Below are 19727 nucleotides of genomic sequence, written 5' to 3'. Positions count from 1 at the left end.
TCCATCTACCGGCAACAGCTAGTCTTCGAGCGGTGCAAGCGCTTCGACCGGCATCTTTTTCTCCGTGCCGATGATGATGGCCGGCACGAGAGTCAGCAGCAGCACCACGAAAATCGCGATTGCGAAGATCGAAATGAACGTGAGGTGCAGCGATTGATGCAGCACCATGCGGATTGCTTCGCCACCACCGAGGCTCGCGGCCTGATTTTGCAGCAGGCTTTTCAGTTGGTCCGACGTTACGACGGCGACGCCGTGCGAGTGGCTGAGGCCGAAGTTGAGCACAGCGCCGAATAGCGTGGCGCCGAGCGTGCTGCCCAGATTGCGCGAGAACAGATTCGACGCCGTTGCACTGCCGCGTTCGTCCATTTTCACGATTTCCTGAATCAGAATGAGACAGCTGACGCTCGACGTGCCCATGCCGAAACCCATGATCAGCGAACCGAATGCGGCGACGAGCGGCGAGCCGCCCGGCGCGAGAAACAGCAGCAGCACCGCGCCGATGGGAATGAAAGCACTGCCGCAAATCAGCATGCGCCGCAAGCCAATGCGATGAAACGACTTGGCGGCGAGCGTGGCGCCGGCCGGCCAGCCGACCATCATCATCGTGAGCGCGAGGCCCGCTATCACCGGCGAGCGATTGAGCACGCCTTGCACATACATCGGCAGGAACGTGGTCGAGCCCATCAGGATCATGCCGGACAGCAAGGTCGCGCCGTTGCACGCGGCAATCGGGCGGCGGCTCCAGAGCGCGAATGAGATCATCGGTTCTTTTGCGCGGCGCTCCTGCAGCACGAACAGCAGCAGGCACACGACGAATGCACCGCCGGCCATCGATGCGTGCGCGAGGTCGTCGTCGCCCGCACAGGTAAGCGCAGTCATCAACGCGGCTATCGCGGCCATGAAAAGCGCCGCGCCCGCGAAGTCGATAGAAGGGCGCGCATGCCGCTCGGACTCTCGTAGAAACGCGATAAATCCTGCTGCGGATGCGAGGCCGATCGGCACGTTCATCCAGAAAATCCACGCCCACGACAAGTTGTGGATGATGAAGCCGCCGACCATCGGTCCCACCACCGCTGAAATCGCCCACACGCTTGCAAGATAACCTTGCACCTTGCCGCGTTCGCGCGCAGGGTAGAGGTCCGCGACGATGGTCAGCGTGACCGGCTGGATCGCGCCCGCGCCGATGCCTTGAATCAGCCGGAACGCGATCATGGCCGGCATCGACCATGCGAAGCCCGCGAGCACGGAGCCGATCAGGAAGATCGCGATGCCGGCCAGCATGACCGGCTTGCGGCCGTACAGATCGGCGAGTTTGCCGAACACCACGGTCATTGCCGTTTGCGTGAGCAGGAACGAAGAGAATACCCAGCTATACAGATGCAGATCGCCGAGTTGCGCGACGATCTGCGGCATGGCGGTGGAAACGATGGTGGCTTCGATGGCGACCATCGCCATGGAAGCCATCACGGCGGCAATGACTAAAGGACGCGACGATTGCGGATTGCGGGACATGGGGCGAAGTTGGATCAGAATAGTGGGTGCGTCCGGCCGCCTGGCGCTCGACCTGCACGCGGCGACGCATGAGCACGGCCGTTCGGAGGCGGCCGACCCCGAGTATGCACCTTGCACAGAATCTTCGCATGCGAGCGGCGCCATCGGCGCCCTGCGCCGTTTGGCACAGCACTTGCGACTTGCAAGGTTCTTTCGACACATGGAGGGTCATTATGAGGATCGAATTCACCGGACGCCGTGAAGTGGTGGCGGCGGCACGCGTCGCCTTCGAAGCCAATGTCGATGGAAAAGACGTCTGGTGCAGCGTCTCGCTCGACGCGCTAAACGACCATTTCGGCAACGGCGGGCCGTCGGCTCACGATCTCGTAGGTACGTTCGAAGCCAATCGCGCGCAGATTGAAAAGGCTACCCAGCGGGTGCTGGAAAAGAACGGCGGGCAGTCGGTGGAACTGGAGACGCGCGACTTCGACAAGACGGGGCCTTAGCATTGGCGCTGCCGCGGTCATTGCCGTCGACGGGTCCGGCATGCGCCGGGCTCGACGGTTGTTCTAGCCGATGAATCTGCGGTGGCTCGGCGGCTCAGCGGCTCAGCGGCTCGGCGGCTCGGCGGCGCTTATGCTGCGAGCCGTTGCAGCACTTGTAGCCAGTCCATGCGCCAAGCGGTGAGTTCACGAGTGCCTGGCCGATTGCGCCGCCCCGATAGCCCACCGCCATGCCTGCCGACGCCACGGCAACGCGATATAGTTCGCGCGAACCGCCGCGGCCATGCAAGGCGTGCCGCGTATCTTCGATTATCGGGAGAACATCGTGCAGGAAATCATCGAGGGCTTGATCCGCTTTCAACGTGAAGTGTTTCCACAGCAAAGTGCTTTGTTCAAGCGCCTGTCGACCGCGCAAAGTCCGAGCACGCTTTTCGTGACGTGTTCGGACAGCCGCGTGGTTCCTGAACTGCTGACGCAAGCGGAGCCGGGCGCGCTCTTCGTGATCCGCAACGCGGGCAATATCGTGCCGTCGTATGGTCCGGAGCCTGGCGGCGTATCGGCGACAGTCGAGTACGCGGTCGCCGTGCTCGGGGTACGCGACATCGTGATATGCGGCCATTCGAACTGCGGCGCGATGACCGCAATTACGACCAATACGAACCTGGAACATTTGCCGGCAGTGGCCGGCTGGCTGCGTCACGCCGATGCGGCGAAGGCGATCAATGCGTCGCGCACCTATCAGTCGCCCACAGAGCGTCTGGACGCGCTCGTCAAGGACAACGTGGTCGCGCAACTGGCCAATATCCGCACGCATCCGTCGGTCGCTGTCGGGCTCGCGAACAAGACGCTGCAATTGCACGGCTGGATCTTCCAGATTGAAAGCGGCGTAATGCTTGCACTCGACGGCCGCACCGGCCAATTCGTGCCGCTGCTCGAGAATCCGAACATTTACGCGGTCTGATTGACGGTATCTCAGTGCGCCGCGCACGCGGCATGCAGCTCGTGCCGCTAGCCGCTGTAGCAGCGGAACGCCAGGCTGATGCGCGGCCCAACGCGCTCATTGAGCTTGGGAATGCCGTGGTCATGGGTGAACTGCGATGCGTAGCTCATGACGAGGCAACTGCCCGGTTCGAGTTCGACATGCACTGCGCGGCCCGGGCCTTTCTTTGGACGGACCGTCATGCGGCGGCTTGCACCGAGCGACACGATCGCGATCGGCTCGCCGCGCACCAGATTCGCCGTTTTGTCGCTATGCGGCGCGACGCTGTCGTGCTCGTCGCGATAAAGGTTGAGCCCCACGCGATTGAACGGCGCGCCGACCAGCGAACGCACCGTCTCGAACGCTTCGCCAAGCGGCGTGGGCAGGTCAGCCGATTCGCGCAGGAAGGTCGCGATCAGACGGGGCACGAGCACCTCGCGCTCATACATCATGCGCTGATAGCTGCTCCAGCCTATGTTGCGTAACGCCTCGTCGAACCACCGTTGCGCGAGAACGGGCGGGACAGAGTCGGGCAGGTAGCGTATTCCGCCGTCGCTGTCGCCGAATAGCGCAACGGGTTCAGGAGCAAACAGGCATTGCTGGGACGCCATGGTTCAATGCCGGGCGCGAGCGGCCCGGCCGGCAAATAGTCGGTTCATGCAAGGCATTATACTGTGTTTTTATACAGTATTGCTGCCCGCAGGCTGGACCTCTTGCCCGTGTCCGCGCTTGAGCCTGTTTGCGTCCCTGGAAACGCCGCTACTCGCCGGGGCTGTACAGATCGAGCAGTTTGAGCGTTACGCCGTTGGTCCAGCCGAAGCCGTCCTGAAGCGGATATTCGCCACCGCCGCCGCCGCCCGTGCCCGCTCCCTCGACTACGTATTTTTCGACCAGTTTCTTATCCGACGCATAGACGCCTTTCACGTCGGTAAGAAATCGCGTGCCGATCTGTTGGGCGAGGGCGTCGTGGCCATAGCGCTTCAAGCCCTGAATCGCGACCCAGTGCAGCGGCGCCCAGCCGTTCGGCGCGTCCCACTGTTGGGTGGTGTTGTAGGTTGTCGTCGCGAGTCCGCCGGGTTGCAATAACGTCGACTGCACTTGCTGTGCAGTCTTTTGCGCGCGCTCCGGCCATGCCGCGCCCACGAACAACGGGAACACCATGGCGGCGGTCTTGTTGTCGCGCGGTTTCGCGAGCTGCCAGTCATAGTCGCCGTAGTAGCCGTTCGGATTCCACAGGTAGCGATTGATGCCGAGCGCGCGCTTCGCGGCGCGTCCTGCGAATTCGCCGACACAGCGGAAGTCGCGCGTCTCGCTGCAGCCTTTCGCAATGCTGATCTCCAGGTGGAACATCAGGCTGTTCAGATCGACAGGGATGATCGACGTCGTGCGCACCGTCGCGAGCGTCATGTTGTCGCCGAACCAGCGCGAGCTGAAATCCCAGCCGCTTTCCGCAGTGGCGCGCAGTTCGCGGTAGACGTCGTTCGGATTGCGCCCGGTGGCTTTCTGCGCGGTCTGTATGTCCTCCAGATACGATTCGTCGCGAGGCGTGTCGAGTTCGTCCCAATAGCGGTTCAGTACAGTCCGATCGGGCATCACTACGACATTGCGGGTCGCCGAGCCGGCCGGCGTGGACTTCTCGCCCTGCATCCAGTAGCCATACTCCTTGCGTAGCGCGGGCAGGTACTTCTGATAGACGCCGTGGCCTTCCACCTTCGCCGCGAGTTCCACCATGTGCGAGAAGAAGGGCGGCTGCGAGCGGTCCAGGTAGTAGGTGCGATTGCCGTTTGGAATATGGCCGAACGTGTCGATCATGTACGCGAAGTTGTCGAGCATGTTGTCGACGAGGTCCTCACGGCCCGCTTCCTGCAAGCCGAGCATCGTGAAGTAGGTGTCCCAGTAGTAGCCCTCACGAAAACGGCCGCCCGGCACGACATAGGGTTTTGGCAACGGAATCAGCGAACTGTTCGGCGGCGCGCTCGTGGTCGTGCGGGTGAGGGCAGGCCATAGCCAGTTGATGTGCTCACGCAGCGTCTGATTGGCGGGCGGCGTGATGACCGGCTCGCTCGGCGGCGTGAAGTACTGGTTCACGAAATTCGCCAGCGAAAACCCGGGCTTGCCTCGCTGCTGCTGATAAAGCTGCACGATGACGGCGGGGTCCGCATTTGGCGTTGCATCGACAAAGGTCTTCTGGTCCGGATAGATCTGCGCGGTTTGCACGGCAACGAAGAGGTCGCCGTACAGAATATCGGGCGCGGGCGGCAGAGTGCCACCTACTTGCGTGTCGGCTCGACAGACGGATGACAGCCCAACGAGGAAGGCAAAGCCTGAAACAGCAGCCGCGCGATGCAAGTACTTCAATCGCGCGGCGGGGAGGGAGGGCTGAACGAGGACGCCGGGAACGCCGGACACATTCCCGGCACGGCTAATGCTGCGCGCTTGCGATGACACAATCATGTCTCCTCCTGAGGAATGGACAACAGGATTGGTCTGCCTCTTACGCCCTCTGTTTTCATGGCCCGCGTTGGGGCGTGGCTAGCATGGCATAAAACCGGGCGCGCTTCAAACTATGCACGGTGAATGCGTTGAGCGCATTGTCGAAGAGTCATGGTTGACGGTCGTTTAGTTCGGATGCCGAAACGATTGCGTCGAATGTCTGTGTCGGCGAACTTTGATCGACGCTGGTAGCTGCTACCACTGACGTGCCCACAACGCTTTTCGAATCAGGCGAAATGTCTTTGCTGTTAAATAAATAACCAATGGAATTGTTTCAATCGCTGATTCATTATTTCCATAACTTACTAATGCAATAATGTGGAAGAATAAAGCGATTGAATCTGCGTTGTTGTGAGACTGTCCATATGCTATTCTCGATTTGCCTGAGATTCCGAGCGCTTTTGTAAATCAGGCACTTGGGGCGCGTCTTCCGCGAGACGCGCCCCATTTCATTTGGCGCGGAGGTTAAGCGTGTTAAAGGAAATAAAACGAAAGTTAAATCGCAATGACGTCGCTAAAAAGCAACGTCGTAATATAGTGAAAAATAGGTTTTGAATTTCTGCGGTATTCTCCGCCGCTCAATAGCAGCCGCTATTGGATTCAGGAGATATTCAATGAACAAATACGTATTGTCGAGCCTCTCGCTCGCTCTTGCCGGCGCCGCGGGCGTCGCTCATGCACAAAGCTCCGTCACGCTCTACGGCCTGATCGATACAGGCTTGACCTATACGAGCAATTCGGGCGGCAGCAGCAACTTCCAGCAGGCAAGCGGCATTCTGAACGGCAATCGCTGGGGCCTGCGCGGTGCGGAAGATCTCGGCAATGGCCTGAAAGCAATTTTCGTGCTTGAAAACGGCTTCAATCTGTCTACCGGCAAGCTTGGTCAGAACAGCCGCGAGTTCGGGCGGCAGGCGTTCGTCGGTTTGTCGAGCAACCAGTACGGCGCCGTCACGCTGGGTCGCCAGTACGACAGCGTGGTCGATTATCTCGCGCCGCTTGCGCTAAACGGCACGCAGTATGGCGGCACGCTGGCGTCACACCCATATGACAACGACAACCTGAACAACTCGGTGCGTATCAACAACGCTGTCAAATTCCAGAGCGTCGATTACGCCGGCTTTAAATTCGGCGCGTTATACGGATTCTCGAACGCGGCGGGCAGCTTCGCCGATAGCCGCGCGTACAGCGTCGGCGCGTCGTACGTGTTCGGCGGCCTGAAGGTCGCGGCGGGCTATCTGCAACTGAACGGCGGCGGCTCGTCGACGAACACCAGCGGCGCCGTTGCGACTGGCGACTCGACCTTCACGGCGGCGCGCCAACGCACGTACGGCGCCGGTTTGAGCTATGCCTTCGGCCCGGCGAACGTCGGTCTCGTCGTGACGCAAACGCAACTGAACGGCGCGAGCGCGATCAGTTCGTCGGCATCGGGCACGAGCAGCGGGTTGGCTCTGACGGGCGGCAGCGCACGCTTCACGAACTACGAAGTGAACGGCCGTTACGCGTTGACGCCGGCGTTGTCGGTGTCGGGCGCGTACACGTTTACCGACGCGCGTCTGGACGGCGTGAGCCCGAAGTATCATCAGGTCACCGTGCAAACGGACTACGCGTTGTCCAAGCGTACCGACGTCTATGCTGAAGCCGCATACCAGCATGTGGGCAGCACCGGCAACTCGGGCATTACTGCGGACATCGTCGGCGTGAGCGCTTCGTCCACCAGTTCGCAAGTGGTTGGCACCGTCGGTATCCGCCATCGCTTCTAAGCAGTGGCGTCGAGTGCCGCATTAGCGGCACTTTGAAAAAAAGCCCGCAATTTGCGGGCTTTTCTGCGTCGTAGAGACAATGAACACCTTGCGCTCAGGCGCCGATCCAGCGCGCAATGAGCGGCATCAGCACGGGAACCACGAACGCGGTGAACACACCATTGAGACCCATGCCGAGCCCCGCGAACGCACCCATTTGCTCGCTGACCTGAAAAGCGCGCGCCGTGCCGATGCCATGCGACGCAACGCCGAGTGCGAACCCGCGCACTTCAGGCTCGGCGATTTTCAGCGCGTTGAGAATAGCGCGGGCGAACACTGCACCGAATACTCCCGTCGAGATAACGAGTACAGCCGTCAACGAAGGAATCCCGCCGATTTCGGAAGCGACGGCCATTGCAATCGGCGTTGTCGCGGATTTCGGCGCGAGCGACGCAACCGTCTGATGCGAGGCGCCGAAGAGCGCAGCCACGGCGACCGCGGACAGTATCGCCGTCAACGAGCCGGCGACGAGTCCGCCGATCAGCGGAAACGCAAAGCGGCGCAGCTTCGGCCATTGACGATAAAGCGGCAACGCAAGCGCGACCGTCGCGGGCCCGAGCAGGAAGTGCACGAACTGCGCGCCCTCGAAGTAGGTGGCGTACGGAGTGCCCGTGATTTCGAGCAGCGCGACCAGCAACGCGACCGCGATCAACACCGGATTAGCCAGCGGATTGAAGCGCGCCTTCGCATACAGCGTCTGGGCGATCAGGTACGCGATCAGCGTGATGGTCAGGCCGAGCAAAGGGCTTGCTGCGAGATACACCCAGAGTGCGCCGAGTTTTGGTAAGGCGGTCATTGTGCGGCCTCGCGGTCGGCGTCATTGTGCAACTGCCGGCGCATCAACGCGCGCGTGACGAGCGCGGCCACCGCAATCGCGAGAGTCGTGCTGACGGCAATCGACACGATCACCGCAATGGCGTCGCCGCGAATGCGGCTTGCCGAGACCATGATGCCGACGCCTGCCGGCACGAACAGCAGCGACAGGTGCCGCAACAGTTCGAGCGCGGTGGGTTCGATCGCATCGGCTGTCCGCGGACGCATCATGACAAAGCCGAACAGCAGCAGCATGCCGATCACGGGACCCGGCACCGGCAAATGAAACACGTAAGACACACCTTCTCCGAGGCATTGAAAAGTAAGCAGGACAGCCAGCGCGGCAAGCATGTAGATCTCCAGCAGGAAACGGAAATGCGGCCATTGTGTACCATGCAGATAGTTCCGTGGACCCCGCGAGCAGATTGCGGCGAGCCTTGCGCACAGAAAGTTCTTCATCAATGACTTGTTGCAGGACGACAGCCATGCAAATCGAGCCGTTTCAAATCGCCGTGCCTGACGAGGACGTCGACGATCTGCGTCGACGCATTCGCGCGACACGTTGGGCGCCCGCTACGCCGTCCTCAGCGTGGCAGCAGGGTGTCGATTCGAACTGGTTGCGTGAGCTCGCCGACTATTGGGCCGGTCAGTTCGACTGGCGCGCGTCGGAACAGCGCCTGAACCGGCAGCCGCAATTCGTGGCCGATGTTCAGGGGCAGCGCGTGCACTTCCTGCATCGGCGCGGTACGGGACCGGCACCTTATCCGCTCGTCGTTACACATGGCTGGCCGGGCTCGTTCGTGGAGTTCGAGGCGTTGATCGAGCGGCTCTGCGAACCGGCAGCGTTCGGCAGCGATCCCGCCGATTCCTTCGACGTGGTCGTGCCTTCTCTGCCGGGCTTTGCTTTTTCGCCGCCGCCCGCGCAGTCCGGCATGTCCGCGTTTCAGGTCGCGGATCTCTGGACATCGCTGATGCGCGGCCTCGGTTATCAGCACTTCGGCGCGCAAGGGGGCGACCTCGGCGCCGGTGTGTCGGTTGCGCTCGCGGCACGGCATCCGCAGATGGTCGACGGTATTCACCTCAATTTTCTGCCTGGGTCGTATGAGCCCGCAATCGGAGCGGCCCAACAACCGTTGACGCCGGAAGAAGAGCGCTTTCTGCGTGAGAGAAACGAGTGGGTAGCGCTCGAAGGCGGCTACGCGCACATGCACGCAACGAAGCCATTGACGGTCGCAGCTTCGCTGAACGATTCGCCGGTGGGGCTCGCCGCTTGGATCGGCGAAAAATTCCGCGCATGGAGCGATTGCGAAGGCGATGTCGAACGGGTGTTTTCAAAAGACGATTTGCTGACCAACATATCGCTTTACTGGTACACGCAAAGCATTGGCCCGGCGATGCAGATGTATTGGGAGAACCGCCTCGCGCCGATGCGATTTGCCGATGGGCAACGTGTCGTGCCGCCCGTCGGCTTCGCGCGTTTCCCGAAAGAGATCAGTCGTCCGCCGCGCAGTTGGCTCGAACGAACCTTCAACGTGGTGCAATGGACCGACATGCCGAGCGGCGGGCATTTCGCAGCCATGGAGAAGCCAGATCTGCTCGCCGCAGAAATCCGCGCATTCTTCCGGCCGCTGCGGACGTAACGCATTGAACGAAGTGCGAAGAGCCGCGCGTGGCTGTCGTGGCAGTTCATCGGATAACCGCGATGTATGTTCGACAAAGCATGCGCCGCGCGCTTGTGGATAAACATTGTGCGAGGTTCGGCAATGCGGTGGAACCGCCGGGGGCCTGCGGGCGGCGTCTAGACGCCGAACCGGTGCGAGCAGACATGCACGGTCCTACGCGGACGATGCCTCATGAAAGCCGTGATAGCGGAAGTCGCGCGCGTCCACCGGTTCGTCAAGGCGGACGGCGGCGCCCACTGACAGCAGCGTCTCCACCGTAACACTGCGGTTCGATACAAACGTCCATTCCGCCGATGCGGGTGGCACATCCGGAGTCGCGCGAACTCGTTCGAGAGCCGCAAGTAGTTCGCTGCTTCGCGGCGCATGAATAACAAAGCCTTCGTTTGCAAGCGACGCATGAGTAATCGCCAACTCGTGACATAAGCGCATACGAAGCGGTGCTTCATTTTCCGCCGTGCGGCGCGATAGTTCGATCAGCCGCCGCGTCGTCTCCTCCACCAACACACCGTGCCGCTGCAACGGCTTCGTATTCCATGCCTCGGGCGGACACGCCTTGTTTGCAGGCGTCAGCGAGACGAAAGGATTGATCTCCGCCGGATAGATACGGCACACGAGTGGCCGCTCTTCATAGATGCCGCACAGCATGTCGGCACGAAGATTCGGACATGGACCCGCGAACGCGGCCGCGAGAATGATCGACACGCGCACGGGCAGCGAACCGCTCGCCGCGGGTGTCGAGCGCGCTTTTCTATAGTCCGCTTGCGCATTGGGCGGCTCGGGATCGGCCGGCCACGGAATCGCCTCGCAAATCAATTCCATCTGTCCGCCTCGCGCGAGCCAGTCGCTCGCCTCGGCCAATGTCAGCGGCAAGCGCAAGTCGTGGCAGCACTTGCCGCACGCGGTGCATTCGAAGTCGATGTCGTCCACGCGAAAGTCCTTTTTCAATTCGACGTTCGGCTTGGTCGCGCGAACGGCGAACTTCTGACAGCAGACTGCGGAAAAAGTATCGCGCAAAAATCCTTGACACTGCCCGTCGAATCTCTATAGTTCACCACATGGTGAAGTGTCCAGTCAGTCAACTCGATCGTACTTTTTCCGCGCTGGTAGATCCGACCCGGCGGGCCATCCTCGCTCGTCTGGAGCGAGAGCCGGGCCTTTCGGTCACGGAAATCGCGCGCCCGTTGCCGCTCAAGCTGCCGGCCGTCATGAAGCATCTCGACGTGCTGAGCGACGCCGGCCTCATCACGCGCGCCAAGCATGGCCGCACCGTGTCAGTCGATCTGGTTGCCGGCCCCATGGAAGAGGCCATGGCGTGGCTTAAACGCTATGAACGCTTCTGGTCCGCGAGCCTCGACCGGCTTGCCGATTTTGTCGAAGGAGGAGAGTGAGCGATGCAGAAACCCAGTTTAACCATCGTGCGCCGCCTCAAGGCGCCGCCGCAAAAAGTGTACGCAGCGTGGACGAGGCCGGAGTTGATGGCGCGCTGGTGGGGACCTGACGCCGGCCCGGTGTTGAGCGCTGAAGCCGATCCGCGTGTGGGTGGCCGGTTTCGCGTGGTATTCCAGACGCTCGACGGCGAAACGCATGACTGCCGCGGCGAATATCAGGAAGTCGAGCCGGACCGTAAGCTCGTCTTTACGTGGGAATGGGTGACGTTGCCCGAGCGGCGCTCACTTGTCAGCATTACGTTCCGGCCGATCGACGATGGCACGGAAATGAACTTCACACACTCGCAGTTCTTCGATGAAGCCGCACGCGACGGTCACGACGCCGGGTGGAAGGGCGCGTTTGAGAAGCTGGATGCATTGATTGCGGAACTCGGCAATACGGAACTTTGAAGGGGCAGCATCGAATGAAGTGAATCATCACGGAGACGTCAAATGAAGCTTTACTATGCGGAGTCGTTAGCGCCGCGCAAGGCATGCGCAGTGGCTAAATATTTAGGGTTGCCAATTGAATACGCCTATGTCGATCTGGGCAAAGGCGAGCACACTGCGCCCGCTTATCTGGCGCTCAATCCGAACGGCAAGGTGCCTTGCCTTGTCGATGGGCAAAGAAGCATCTGGGAAGCGGACGCGATCATTTGCCATCTCGCGCAACGAGAGCAATCGCCATTGTGGCCGCAGAACGCCGAGCAGCAGACCGACGTGCTGCGTTGGCTAAGCTGGAATAGCCAGCACTTTTACCGCCACGGCGGTTTGCTTTACTTCGAACACCTGATAAAACCGGCAATCGGTCTGGGCGCGCCTGACAGTGCGAAAGTCGCAGAAGCACAAGGGTGGTTCCGCAAACATGCGGGCGTTCTCGACCGGCATCTGCATGGGCGTAAATGGTTGCTTGGCGATCAGATGAGCATCGCTGACTTCTCGGTCGGCGTCACGCTGCCTTATGCGGCAAGCGCGAACATGCCGCTAGACGAGTTTCCCGAGGTAATGCGCTGGCACGATCGGCTGAGCGAGCTTGAGGCGTGGCGCGATCCGTTTCCTTTGAGGCGGGCCCAGGCGGTTGCGGCCTGAGACGTTCAGCTGCGGTGCGATCGTTGCATCGACGGTGACGTGCACCACGTCCGTTCTTAGCCGCGGGTCGGCAGTGCGCCGACTCGCGGCCATGTGCCCCATGACCCATTCGCACACCGGTCTTTTTGTGCGCTGCGTGAACTCAATAGCTAGTACAAAAATCGATTCGCAATTCGTTATTTGCGTCCTGTTCGCCATAGCACATCCGGCATTGAAAAATAAAAAGTTTCTCGTAGACCAATCCGGAAAAACCGCTATTTAGAGTATTAACTCGGATGGATTACGTCCGGCATCCAACCCGCATACATCGCGTGGCAATTCAGGAAAGATTGTGAAAGGAAGTTGACACGATAACGTTTGCCAAACTAGGCTACGCACTGTCGTCGAAAACTGATCCTGTTTCCGGTTCTGCCTGTGAGGTCCGGTGGGCGGCGCTTTGCCCGGCGATCATCAGAGCGTAGTCATTACGTTTCTGAAAGCTTTGTAATAAATAAGCATTTGAATCTTAAAATCAGCCAATTAGTGCTGAGGACGTAACACGTCCATATTCTGGCTAGCAATTCGGTGCTAGTGCGGGAGACCTTTGTCGCTGAAAAAACAGAAACACGGCTCAAGTGGCTCAACGCACTTCTTTATACCGATATTGTCAGTCGAGGATTAAAATGCGTATAAATTTCCGATCGCAGGTGCAGTGCCTGGCGTTAGCCGGAATAATGGTAACGGCCGGGTGCGGTGGAGGAGACGGCTCTTCGTCATTGACGAGTAAATCCGCACAGGGGCCGGCGGGCGCGTCCGAAGTCGCTCAGGTGCCGCCCGCAAGTACAGTGCTCGCGGATACGTCGATCGACAAGACCGTGCAGCCGGTCGAATTGCCGAACACTGTCATGCCGGTCAACTACAAACTATGGTTCCGGCCCAACCCGGCGCTGTCGTCGTTCGACGGTCGCGCAGACGTGCAGATCAAGGTGCTCAAGGCCGTCAATGCGATCACGATCGCAGGCCATCGCGTCAAGTTCACCAACGGCACCATCACGCTTCAACCGGGTAACATCGCGTTGATCGCCACGCCGCAAGACGACGGCGACTTCTATCAGCTTCGGCCCGTGAGCGGTCAGATCGCCGCCGGCAACTACTCGCTCCACATGGAGTGGAGCGGCATCATCAACTTCAAGAGTTATGACGATCCAGTCGCGAAGACGGGCGGCAGTTGCGGCGACGATCATTACCCCGGCTGCTCTGCAGCGGAGGGCGTATTCCGCGTCGATCTGAAGGCGACCGACGGCACCACGAGCGGCGCGATCCTCACGCAAGGCGAGTCGAATCTGGCCCGGCAATGGTTCCCGGGCTGGGACGAGCCGGCTTTCCGGCCCACCTATGAGGTGAGCGCGGAGGTGCCGCGGAACTGGAACGTCGTGTCGAACGCGGCGGAAAAGCCCGCAGTGAATGTGGATAGCGGCTACAAGCTGGTGTCATTCGAAAAGACGCCGCCGATGCCTTCGTATCTGCTCTTCTTCGGCGGCGGCCAGTTCGACATTCTCGAAGACGACTTCACGAGTCCGCTGCCTGACGGCAAGGGGCTGCATCTGCGCATTTTCACGCCGCCGGGCATGCGGGACTGGGCCAAGCCGGCGATGCAGCAGACCAAGCAGGCGCTGGATTACTACTATCGCTACACCGGCATCCCATTGCCGCTCACGAAGTTCGACACGGTGGCCGCCAATGACGCGTTCAAGGAAGAGAAGGACCTGAACTTCGGCGGCATGGAGAACTGGGGCGCCATTCTCGAATTCGCCGACGACATCCTGCCCGCGCCGGGCACGACCATGTCCGACTATGGCGTGACCGTGCTCACGCACGAAGCGGCGCACCAATGGTTCGGCGATCTGGTCACGCTCGACTGGTGGGACGATGTGTGGCTGAACGAATCGTTCGCAACGTTCTTCGAAAACAAGACGAAGGTGCGTTTCTTCCCGGACCGGTTCAGCTGGGTCGACGACGTGAAGAACAAGTATGCGGTGATCAACGCGGACCTGAAGTCGACCTCGTTCCCGGTGCAGCCGAACTTCAACGGCTGGGCGTCCAACGACTTCGTGCTGAGCGCGAGCGCGTTCACGTACGACAAGGGCGGCCATGTGCTGAAGATGATCGAAAACTATCTCGGCGAGGAAACCATGCGCCGCGGTCTGCAGCAGTATCTCGCCGACTATTCGCTCGGCAACGTCACGCCGAAGCGTCTGTGGGATGAGCTGGCAAAGGCGAGCGGGGAGCCGATGGTCGCGATCGGCGACAGCTTCGTGCGGCAAACCGGCGTGCCGTTGATTTCGCTCGACACGCAATGCGATCTGACGACGAACCAGACCATCGTGACGCTGAAACAGTCGCCGTTCCCGAATCAGAACCAGTATCCGGGGACGCAGTGGACCGTTCCGCTGACGCTCGCGTATGGCGACGGACTGACCTCGCGCAAAACGCTCGCGCTGAAAGATCCGCAAACGCAGGTGCGGCTCAACGGCTGCTCAGCGGTGCTCGCGGACCCGAGCGGTCTCGACTACTACGTGACGAACTACAGCAACAACGCGTGGAGTCAGTTGCTCGCACAGGGCAATGCGCTGAAGGATCCTGTCCTGCTGACGAGCTTGCAACTCGAAGCAAAACTGCTCGTGGCACACGGTCTTGCGGACCCGTCGCGTGAAACGAGCATCGGCTCGTTCAGTTCCGCTAACGCCATGGTTGCCCGTCAGTTGCTGAAGACGCCGGCGCCGACGACGCAGTCGCTGCGTCCGACGATCCGCTATCAAGGCAAATTGCGGCAAAAGGCGCAAGGGGAGTAACGCGCCAAGCCGGCGGCCTCTACCAGCGTGTTAGCCGCCGGAAGTACAGTGGCCCGCATCGTTCACGCGATGCGGGCCACTGCGCTTTTGCAAGCGAAGTCAGCGTTACCGCATTACCGGCCAAATCCGCTTAACGTATGGGCAAGCGGCTCCACTAAGCGATAGCACAATAGCGCCGAAATATCGTCGATGTACGCCACTCGCGCCTGCGCGTGTCAGCAAAAGGCGTGCAGCCGCGCGCGGCCGCTCCGGTGAGAATGTGTGACTCCTGTGTGCGCCGGACGTGGCGTTAAACATTTCTCGTTTAGTGGATGGCGCAACCATTTCTGGCACCGCTCGGCGCAGCTATTCGACGCGAGGCGTAAACGGCAAGCGCGGCAAGCGCGCCGCGCGTTCAGTTAACCGGCCTGCAGGCGCGAAAATTGCATGGTACTGAGCCCCTGGCGCATTCTGCCGACCGAGCATCAAGGCTGGCGGCGCTTTGCGCCCGCTCCGACGTCAGTTGAAAGGCCACTGCGTTGTTGTATATGCATGGGCGTTGAACGTTTTACCCGGGTTTCAGACGCGAATGCGCGCTGCCGAACAGACGTCGGCAGCCGCGCCGCGTGTTGTTGTCGCTACCGGACGAGCGAGTTACATTCTTTCAGCAGCGTTTGCATCGACCGTGCGAAATAGTGAGACCCAGCCTGATGGAGCGTCAGACGGAAGAATTCCGGAGCGTATTGCGATGTATAACGATCCCGACTTGCCTCCTGTCCGCGGACATGGAGACGATGCGCGCTTCGATAGCGGCGATGTGGAAGACTCAGGCGTGACGCCCCGCTTCGGACGCCTCGCGCTATGCGTAGCGGCGGCGAGCGCGCTCGCGTTCGGCGTGGTGGGCACCGTGGCCTATGGCGTCTGGTTCAATAGCGACCAGCAGACGTATGCCGAGGCCATCGCCCGCGCGCGCCAGGCGTTGCGTATGCCCACGCCGAACAACGTGGCGTCGGCGCTCGCGAAAGCGTCCGCGCAGGCAGACACTGCGCTCGCGACCAGCGCGCAGGCTGCACCGCCTGCAGCCGCTATCGTGGGAGCACCGCTCGTGACATCCGCGATCAGCGCCCCGGCACCGGCCCCGTCACCTGCACCGATGCAGGCATCGATGCAGGCACCGACACAGATTCCCAGACCCGTCACCAGCTCGCCCGCAGATGCGATTGCACTGCTTGACCTGCCGGCGGTCCCCGCGAAGTCGCCGGTGTCGAGTACGGAGAGCCGGAAGCCGTCGGTGTGGTCCGGACAGATCAGCCGTCCGGAGGACGAAGAGGAAGTGCTCGCGGATAATGCCGAGGCTGTGCCGTCGGGCACGGAAACCGGCGCGGCCGTTTCGCCTCGCTCAATGCAACGTACTGCCGCCGCGGCAGATCCGGCCTCGCCGCAGCTGGCATCAACACGTCCCGCGCGAGCGGCGAAATACGTGCAGCAGGAGCGCCGCGCTTCAGGGACCAGCGCACGACGTAAGCCCAATCTGTTTGCAAGAATGAGCTCCTTCTTTCGACGCGTAAGCTACCGACAACATGGCAGCGGAAGTCAGCAAGACCCCTACTCGCATCCCTGAAACGCTCTTTGCGTTGCCCCGGGAATCCGGCCGCGCCAACGGATGGCGTCTCACGCCCGGTCCCGCAACCGTCGCCGTGGCGTCGCTGCTGTGCCTGCTGATCGGCCTGCTGTATCTGGCGTTGCAGATCAGAACGGTATTCGCTGATCAGGTCAAACAGGAATATGCGGGCCTCGTGCTCGAAGCCGTCGAGCGAGCCGAGACCGCGCGTGCGCGCGTGGGCGTATGGGACCAGGTGCCGCACGCTCACGATGCCGCAGCGGAAGGCTACGGGCAGGCGCGCGCCGAACTGACGCGGCGTCTCGCGTCGCTAGCCGCGCTCGTGAACGCGAGTCCTGCGAATGCGCCGCGTATTCCGTCGTCGGTGTTATTGCCCGACGCGACGTTCGGCGAAATGGACAGGTTGCTCGGCGACGCGTCGTCCTACTGGCACACACAACGCGATACCTATAGCGCGGACATGCGCAAGCGAATCACGGGGATCGCGCACATGCTCATCGCGGTGGCGGCGCTGCTTTTCTGCCTGCTGATTACGGCGCTGGGCATGTATGCCAAACGCAACCGGCAGTTGGCCGGCCAGTCGCACGAATTCAAGCACGCAGCGCTGCACGATCCGATGACCGGGCTCGCGAACCGGCGCAAGCTTTTCGCCGCGCTGGAGGAGGCCGCTGCCCAGGCGTCGATGTCGGTCAGCCCGCGCAAGATGGCCGTGCTGTATGTGGATCTCGATGGCTTCAAGAAGGTCAACGATTCACGCGGTCACCGTGTGGGCGACGAGTTTCTGGTCGCAGTGTCGCGGCGTTTTCGCGAATCGGTGCGCAAAGAAGACGTTGTCGCGCGCATTGGCGGAGACGAATTCGCGGTGCTGGTTCAGGAGTTCGCCGAGCAGGAGGAGTTGCGGCAGATCGCGCAGCGCCTGATCGCCTGCGTGGCCCGCACCGACGAACAAATGGGCATGGGCATGGTTCGCGCGAGCATCGGTATAGCGAGCTACCCCGATCTCGTCGACGACTATTGCCGCCTCGTCGCTGCCGCCGACGAAGCAATGTATCGTGTCAAGCGAAGCGGCAAGAACGGCTTCGCGTTTGCCTCGCGCGCATCTGAGGCGCGCGTCGGGTAGCTCGGGCGTTGCGCCTTTAAGCGAAGCGGCTGCACTTTTAAGCGAAGCGCCTGGACCTTTGATAAAGCGGCTGCGCCCTCGCGGCGCAGGCCCTTCATTACCGCCAGACTCCAGCCATCGCGCCGTCAATCCATCACGCGGTTCGCGCCAACTCGCCCACACCCGCGTTGAACGTATCTTCGCTGCGAACTCGCCGTGAGTTCGCCGGGGCTGCAGTTCTTGCGCGGACAGGCGCCTTGCGAACACGCGTATCGGGCACCGCAGGGTGTGCGTCGACGAGACCCGCATATAACGCAAGATAGTTCGCTGTCGACACTTCCCAGCCCGAGTCGCGGTTCATCGCATTGCGCTGCAACGCATGCCACGACGCGGGCCGCACGAACGCGGCCAACGCACGGCCGAGTGCATGCATGACGTCGTGCGGATGTTCGCCATCGAACAGGAAGCCGGTCGCGCAATCTTCGTCCCGCGCTTCGTGCGGTGCGTAATCGACGATCGTATCCGCGAGACCGCCTACGCGCGAGGCCACCGGGATCGTGCCGTAACGCATCGCATAGAGTTGCGTGAGTCCGCACGGCTCGAAGCGGCTGCCGTGCAGCAGAATGTCCGCGCCCGCGTGCAGCATGTGCGCGCGCGGCTCGTCATAGCCGATCTGCACACCCACACGCGCTGGCCACGCGGTGGCGAGTTCCTGCATCGCATGTTCGAGTCCGCGTTCGCCTTGTCCGAGAATTGCGAACTGCAGACGCGGATGCTCTTCGAGCAGTCGGGGCAGCGCGTGCACCACCACGTCGGCCAGTTTCTGTTCGGTGAGACGGCTGCCTATCGCGACGAGCGGGGCGAACGGGTCGCGCGTCAGACCAAATGCCTGTTGCAATTCGCGCTTGCATGCCTGCTTGCCGGCGGTGTCGTCGACGGAATAGGGGCGGGCGATGTATTCGTCAGTGGCCGGATTCCACACGGACATGTCGATGCCATTCACGATGCCGCTCAGTTTTCCTATCTGTGCCTGCAGCACGCCTTCCATTCCGTGGCCGAAGTGCGGCGTGAGAATTTCGCGTGCATAGCGCTGACTGACGGTCGTCACGCGATCCGCATGGACGATCCCCGCCTTCATCATGCTGAGCGAACCGTAGAACTCGATGCTGCGCTCGTCGCTCAGTGCAGGCGCGAGCAACTCCGGCGGCACACCGATCCAGCCGCCCATCGCGAGCGGATGATTGCCCTGGAACGCGAGGTTGTGAATCGTATAGACGCTTTTCGCGGCGACGCCTGCGAGCCGCATGTAAAGCGGCGTGAGCCCTGCATGCCAATCGTGCGCGTGCACGATGTGAGGGCGTTTCAGGTTGCGAACGCCGCGCGCGACACGCGTGGCCGCCGCCGCCAGCGACGCAAATCGCGTGAGGTTGTCGAGATAATCGTGCCCTTGCGGGTCACGGTACAAGCCTTCGCGCGCAAAGAGGTGATCCATTTGAAGCAGCAGCACGGTTACGCCGCTATCGGGCATGCGGGCGCGCAGCAAACGCGCGTCGCCGCCCGGCAGACCGGTCATGCGCGCAACGTAAGTGACATCGACGGCACGCTCGAGGGCGTCCGGATAAGCGGGCATCAGAATCGAGACGTCGACGCCGGCATCGCGCAAAGCTGCGGCATAGGCGCTGACCATGTCGCCGAGTCCACCCGACTTGGCGAGCGGTAGGGCTTCGGAAGCGACAAGTAGTACGTTAAGCGGCAAGGTGGCCCCCAGAGGACGCGTTTTTTGCACTTGTGCAGTGCGGCGGATTCACAGGGCCAACTAACAGCAAGCCGTGTGCCCAGCACCTGCATTGGGTTTGCGGCTGGCTCGCGGCCATGCTGCAGTGCGTGACGTTCGCTCTCCGACGCACCCGGTTCGTTCGGG

At 61.4% G+C, this 19727-nt stretch carries 18 protein-coding genes; 10 read left to right on the top strand and 8 right to left on the bottom strand.

What is annotated here, in order from left to right:
* Positions 1-18: 18 nt before the first annotated feature.
* The gene (locus tag SB753_RS02135; RefSeq protein ID WP_410798743.1) at positions 19-1512 is read right to left on the bottom strand and encodes an MDR family MFS transporter; all 1494 of its coding nucleotides are present in this window, start codon (positions 1510-1512) and stop codon (positions 19-21) included.
* Positions 1513-1724: 212 nt separating this feature from the next.
* On the opposite strand from SB753_RS02135, the gene SB753_RS02130 reads away from it, so the two are divergent.
* Positions 1725-1997, top strand: a complete 273-nt coding sequence (locus SB753_RS02130) for a DUF1488 domain-containing protein (protein ID WP_020067889.1) — start codon at positions 1725-1727, stop codon at positions 1995-1997.
* Positions 1998-2091: 94 nt separating this feature from the next.
* Here the strand turns inward: SB753_RS02130 and SB753_RS02125 are convergent, their stop codons facing one another.
* A complete protein-coding gene (locus SB753_RS02125; RefSeq protein ID WP_410798741.1) occupies positions 2092-2241 on the bottom strand; it encodes a hypothetical protein in 150 nt (49 codons plus the stop codon).
* 78 nt (positions 2242-2319) lie between these two features.
* On the opposite strand from SB753_RS02125, the gene SB753_RS02120 reads away from it, so the two are divergent.
* Positions 2320-2955, top strand: coding sequence for a carbonic anhydrase (locus SB753_RS02120; protein WP_027778561.1), 636 nt, complete (start codon positions 2320-2322; stop codon positions 2953-2955).
* A gap of 47 nt (positions 2956-3002) precedes the next feature.
* On the opposite strand, the gene SB753_RS02115 is transcribed toward SB753_RS02120, so the two are convergent.
* Both SB753_RS02115 and treA read right to left on the bottom strand, forming a co-directional pair.
* Entirely contained in the window at positions 3003-3584 is a 582-nt protein-coding gene (locus tag SB753_RS02115; RefSeq protein WP_410798740.1) for an alpha-ketoglutarate-dependent dioxygenase AlkB, read from the bottom strand.
* Between the two features lie 148 nt (positions 3585-3732).
* Positions 3733-5427, bottom strand: a complete 1695-nt coding sequence (gene treA, locus SB753_RS02110; protein WP_204521508.1) for an alpha,alpha-trehalase TreA — start codon at positions 5425-5427, stop codon at positions 3733-3735.
* Between the two features lie 653 nt (positions 5428-6080).
* On the opposite strand from treA, the gene SB753_RS02105 reads away from it, so the two are divergent.
* On the top strand, positions 6081-7226 hold the full coding sequence (locus SB753_RS02105) for a porin (protein WP_020067885.1): 1146 nt from the start codon (positions 6081-6083) through the stop codon (positions 7224-7226).
* Between the two features lie 94 nt (positions 7227-7320).
* Here SB753_RS02105 and SB753_RS02100 read toward each other — a convergent pair whose 3' ends face one another.
* Together SB753_RS02100 and SB753_RS02095 are read right to left on the bottom strand one after the other, a co-directional pair.
* Complete coding sequence (locus SB753_RS02100; RefSeq protein WP_020067884.1) at positions 7321-8061, bottom strand: LrgB family protein; 741 nt, start codon at positions 8059-8061, stop codon at positions 7321-7323.
* A complete protein-coding gene (locus tag SB753_RS02095) occupies positions 8058-8429 on the bottom strand; it encodes a CidA/LrgA family protein (RefSeq protein ID WP_410799595.1) in 372 nt (123 codons plus the stop codon). Before SB753_RS02095 ends, SB753_RS02100 begins: the two co-directional genes overlap by 4 nt.
* 134 nt (positions 8430-8563) lie before the next feature.
* Between SB753_RS02095 and SB753_RS02090 the strand changes: the two genes are divergently transcribed.
* Complete coding sequence (locus SB753_RS02090) at positions 8564-9718, top strand: epoxide hydrolase family protein (RefSeq protein WP_408473210.1); 1155 nt, start codon at positions 8564-8566, stop codon at positions 9716-9718.
* A 195-nt stretch (positions 9719-9913) separates the two neighbouring features.
* Here the strand turns inward: SB753_RS02090 and SB753_RS02085 are convergent, their stop codons facing one another.
* On the bottom strand, positions 9914-10687 hold the full coding sequence (locus SB753_RS02085; protein ID WP_410798737.1) for a YkgJ family cysteine cluster protein: 774 nt from the start codon (positions 10685-10687) through the stop codon (positions 9914-9916).
* Between the two features lie 128 nt (positions 10688-10815).
* On the opposite strand from SB753_RS02085, the gene SB753_RS02080 reads away from it, so the two are divergent.
* From SB753_RS02080 to SB753_RS02055, 6 genes are all read left to right on the top strand, one after another.
* Positions 10816-11148, top strand: coding sequence for an ArsR/SmtB family transcription factor (locus SB753_RS02080; protein WP_020067880.1), 333 nt, complete (start codon positions 10816-10818; stop codon positions 11146-11148).
* A gap of 3 nt (positions 11149-11151) precedes the next feature.
* Positions 11152-11598: an SRPBCC domain-containing protein gene (locus SB753_RS02075; protein WP_204521504.1), complete on the top strand. Its 447-nt coding sequence runs from the start codon at positions 11152-11154 to the stop codon at positions 11596-11598.
* Between the two features lie 42 nt (positions 11599-11640).
* Complete coding sequence (locus SB753_RS02070) at positions 11641-12276, top strand: glutathione S-transferase family protein (RefSeq protein ID WP_410798735.1); 636 nt, start codon at positions 11641-11643, stop codon at positions 12274-12276.
* Positions 12277-12938: 662 nt separating this feature from the next.
* Complete coding sequence (locus SB753_RS02065) at positions 12939-15107, top strand: M1 family metallopeptidase (protein WP_392393529.1); 2169 nt, start codon at positions 12939-12941, stop codon at positions 15105-15107.
* A 727-nt stretch (positions 15108-15834) separates the two neighbouring features.
* Positions 15835-16707, top strand: a complete 873-nt coding sequence (locus tag SB753_RS02060) for a hypothetical protein (protein WP_410798734.1) — start codon at positions 15835-15837, stop codon at positions 16705-16707.
* On the top strand, positions 16667-17827 hold the full coding sequence (locus SB753_RS02055) for a GGDEF domain-containing protein (protein ID WP_020067875.1): 1161 nt from the start codon (positions 16667-16669) through the stop codon (positions 17825-17827). The genes SB753_RS02060 and SB753_RS02055 overlap by 41 nt, the downstream gene beginning before the upstream one ends.
* A 133-nt stretch (positions 17828-17960) precedes the next feature.
* Here SB753_RS02055 and glgA read toward each other — a convergent pair whose 3' ends face one another.
* Entirely contained in the window at positions 17961-19562 is a 1602-nt protein-coding gene (gene glgA, locus SB753_RS02050) for a glycogen synthase GlgA (RefSeq protein WP_410798733.1), read from the bottom strand.
* Positions 19563-19727 lie beyond the last annotated feature (165 nt).

This window comes from Paraburkholderia sp. SIMBA_053, assembly GCF_046534895.1.
GTDB classification, from domain to species: domain Bacteria; phylum Pseudomonadota; class Gammaproteobacteria; order Burkholderiales; family Burkholderiaceae; genus Paraburkholderia; species Paraburkholderia caledonica.
This window is presented reverse-complemented; position numbering and strand designations above follow the sequence as displayed.